This is a genomic window from Methanococcoides seepicolus, from assembly GCF_023684405.1.
GTDB lineage: Archaea > Halobacteriota > Methanosarcinia > Methanosarcinales > Methanosarcinaceae > Methanococcoides > Methanococcoides seepicolus.
Genome location: NZ_JAGSOI010000114.1, coordinates 1 through 3,157, shown reverse-complemented (window position 1 = coordinate 3,157; position 3,157 = coordinate 1). Strand labels below are relative to the sequence as shown.

The 3,157-nt window shown below is 36.7% G+C and carries 5 protein-coding genes and 1 pseudogene; 3 read left to right on the top strand and 3 right to left on the bottom strand.

Annotated features, from left to right (window positions below; translation table 11 throughout):
* Window positions 1-80: 80 nt before the first annotated feature.
* Window positions 81-656: an MBL fold metallo-hydrolase gene (locus tag KDK67_RS13805; RefSeq protein ID WP_250869433.1), complete on the bottom strand. Its 576-nt coding sequence runs from the start codon at window positions 654-656 to the stop codon at window positions 81-83.
* 212 nt (window positions 657-868) lie between these two features.
* Here KDK67_RS13805 and KDK67_RS13800 point away from each other — a divergent pair, with 212 nt between their 5' ends.
* Both KDK67_RS13800 and KDK67_RS13795 read left to right on the top strand, forming a co-directional pair.
* Window positions 869-1,060: a hypothetical protein gene (locus KDK67_RS13800; RefSeq protein WP_250869432.1), complete on the top strand. Its 192-nt coding sequence runs from the start codon at window positions 869-871 to the stop codon at window positions 1,058-1,060.
* A 398-nt stretch (window positions 1,061-1,458) separates the two neighbouring features.
* Window positions 1,459-1,728 carry a DUF504 domain-containing protein gene (locus tag KDK67_RS13795; RefSeq protein WP_250869431.1) on the top strand — a complete coding sequence of 90 codons (270 nt, stop codon included), beginning with the start codon at window positions 1,459-1,461 and terminating at the stop codon, window positions 1,726-1,728.
* A gap of 196 nt (window positions 1,729-1,924) precedes the next feature.
* Here KDK67_RS13795 and KDK67_RS13790 read toward each other — a convergent pair whose 3' ends face one another.
* On the bottom strand, window positions 1,925-2,383 hold the full coding sequence (locus KDK67_RS13790; protein ID WP_250869430.1) for a hypothetical protein: 459 nt from the start codon (window positions 2,381-2,383) through the stop codon (window positions 1,925-1,927).
* Window positions 2,384-2,396: 13 nt separating this feature from the next.
* Between KDK67_RS13790 and KDK67_RS13785 the strand changes: the two genes are divergently transcribed.
* The gene (locus tag KDK67_RS13785) at window positions 2,397-2,573 is read left to right on the top strand and encodes a hypothetical protein (protein ID WP_250869429.1); all 177 of its coding nucleotides are present in this window, start codon (window positions 2,397-2,399) and stop codon (window positions 2,571-2,573) included.
* Here KDK67_RS13785 and KDK67_RS14640 read toward each other — a convergent pair.
* Window positions 2,495-2,722 (bottom strand): annotated as a pseudogene (locus tag KDK67_RS14640) (cohesin domain-containing protein); the annotation flags it as partial. The gene KDK67_RS13785 and the pseudogene KDK67_RS14640 sit on opposite strands and share 79 nt — an antisense overlap.
* Window positions 2,723-3,157 lie beyond the last annotated feature (435 nt).

Sequence of the window (3,157 nt, the reverse complement as noted above, 5' to 3'; positions counted from 1 at the left end):
TGCAATTCAAGATGCAATTGCTGGAAAGCCATTTGTTCCAACAATTGTTTGATTTTAGGATTGCAAATTAATTTTGTGTATTATAGTCGGTCATACAGGATTGACGATAGGTAGGCTGAATAGTTACTTCTCCAGTTTGATATTAGTTCTCCCCTTCGTTCCTGATAATTTCCGAGATATTTGGAAAAAGCTATGGGTAAACATTCTACTGGATCTTTGTATTGTTTTTGTCCTGGTGGAGAGTGTTTGAGATCAGTTTTATTGACCTTACTCATCAATTGTAGGAAATCCCGGGAACGCTCCCACTGTGAATGGTTTATCCAACGGTTCGGATCCTTTATCCACATATCACTATTGAGATATATCTCACATGATTCTTCATCTATCATATAATGATCAAAGTGATAGTGGCTGAGAACGATGTGTTCTGCCTTTTTCATTTCTTCTTTGATCTGTTTTATGGCGCTTTGTAGGTAGAATTGTTTTTCAGGATCTTGCAGCGGAAAACTCTTTTGCATGATCGCAGCTCTGGGATCGATAAGTATGCTGGTGTCAGGGGTTTTCACAAGAGTGCATGATGATTTGGCACCCATTGAATCAAATGCTATGAGCCGAAATTCCATTTCTCCAGACAATACCATCATAGATCCATCCATGAAAACCGGTTTAAGGAAATAAATACTAAACGTGCGTTTCCTTCAAATTTCCCTGACATGATCTTTGTTCTATGAGAAAATAAGAGTATCGATGTAAATATTCTGACTACTGGTTATGTCAATAATATATCCAATATTAATTATATATATGGGATTTTCAGAGACAACATATATTAGCTAATCGAATGTATATTCTATTGGAGGTTTTAAAAATGTGGAGTTATTCAAAAATTGACACCGAAAATCTGAAAGCTATCAATGAGCTGGAAAGTAAATTAGGTATAGCCTTAATTGCTTTTTCAGATGAGAAGATCGAGTATGCAGACTTAAATGAAGACGCTGCTAAAGAAGTAAAGGATCTGGAAAAGAAACTGGGTCTTTCACTGCTTGCACTTAAAGCATAATAAAATAGTGGATTGCAATATTTTGCACCCACTACCTTTTTTTTCAATGTTGATGATTTCTACGTTAAGGTGATGAAAATACCTTTGTTCATTGTTCAGATGATCAGCAAGATCGTCAATGCTACAGATCCCGCCCGAAAATATGTAAGTATATTTCCTGAAATTGCACATTTTCTACTACGAAAATCTAATACATGGAGTATGTTCAGTATGTTCAAAGTACTGTATTATTGTTCTGTTCAATGGTTTGAAGTGATGGGAAAACAGTTTCAATAACTATTTATTTTAAGATCAGCCTAAATAATATTGAGGGAAACGTATGGGAATCCAATAGATCGTGGGGATCTGTATTGGAATCTTTTTACTATCTACATATTAGACCTTCTGGAAGGTATTTTATGGATGATGAAATAAAATCAAAACGTCCGAGGGACATATTCAATGAATTGAAATGGAAGGAATGCATGGATATAAGCGAATGTAGCATCGAGTATATCCACAGGGGTGTGCCTGGAAATACAAAAACTGTTTCAGGAGAGGATATAGTAGACATTGGACACTTATTCTTCACGCTTTTTCCAGATACCATGATACCATATCATAGGATACTTCTGATCAAGTACAAAGGGGAAAAAGTATACGTAAAGGCTGAACTCGAACATGTTTGATCTGTAAACTTTTCCAGAACTGGTCCATTCACAAATACAGTAGTTCGGTAATTTCAGTTCAAACTCGTATAAATACCATCATATGATACATTTGTATGTGGTTAATTCAAAAAAGAATCTAACTCAAACTCCAAAAATAATTTTGGTGTCCAGATCGGACACCATTTAATTTCATCTTCATTTAACGGCAGATTGCTTATTTTGCTACTACCCTAACCATATCAACGAACGCATCTTCCTGCGAATTGGACATCTTTCCCCTGAATTGAATTTTGAGGCTGTCTATGTCGGTTACGTCAATGCTTTCTTCGTGCCAGGTGTTTTCAGTGTCAACATTCCCTCTTAATATTGCCTTTTCAGTCCAGGTAGCTCCTCCATTTGTGGACACATCGAATGCAAGGTATTCTCCTTTGTCGAGGTAACTTTCAATATACCAGGAGAATGTAATTGTAGCGATTGTTTTGCCACCCAGGTCTATATCTTTAGAGGTTAATGCTGCATTCGTAGCCCTGCCATCGATTCCAGCAGACCATCTGCCGTCTATTGCCCGCTGAGTTGAATCATACCAGTCTCTTTGGCTGTCTTCAGCCCATAGCCCGTTCCATTCACCCTGCTCAAAGCTATCATAGAACACCTCCTCTGGTTCACTTGCCAAAGGGGCCTCGTTAATGGTCAGAGTCGTATTTTTGATCAAGACACTTAGGGGATTTCCTGATGGGTCACTTATGATCACGTTTTTCAGACCAATTGTTGCTGTGCTTGTAGCCTGCTCTTTTACACTCATTGTGATGCTTGCAAATGACTCAGGTTCTATGATGCTTGAAGGAGCCAGTATCAAACCGTAAACATTTGAAAGTGCTCCTACATTGTTGTCTGTGTTTCCGTCGCTGAAAAATGTTGAAGCTCCATTCTGGCTTAAGAGTATGCCTTCAGATACACTGTCTATCTGGATTTTTGAGCTGTCAAAATCGAGATCGAACTGTAATCCTGCAATTGCAGCATCCGGTGTTACAAAAACATCTATTGTGAAGTTTTCACCGTATGTGGCGATTTGAGTTGATGATTCGAGCGTTACGTCTGCTGCAGCCGAATTGAAACAACTAAAAACAAGCAGAAGTAAAAATATAGTAATTATTGTAATGACTTTAATAGGTACACCCTCTTTATTTTAAAGGCTTGTAGATTTATACCCATATATAACCTTTTGAGTATTTGGATAATATAATATTCTACTCTAAATAAAATTGTTGTGGTATGTTTCAAATAGAGAGTTCATAAAAAAGTTAAAAAATCTACTGTATTTAATTAATTACGGTAAAAACGTTTACTTGAAAATTAAGGTAAATAGTTCGAATTTCTCCAAACAATAGAATTATTGAAAGTTTACGGTGAACTTTCTGCTTAAACCACCAATGACTTCCTAATATTG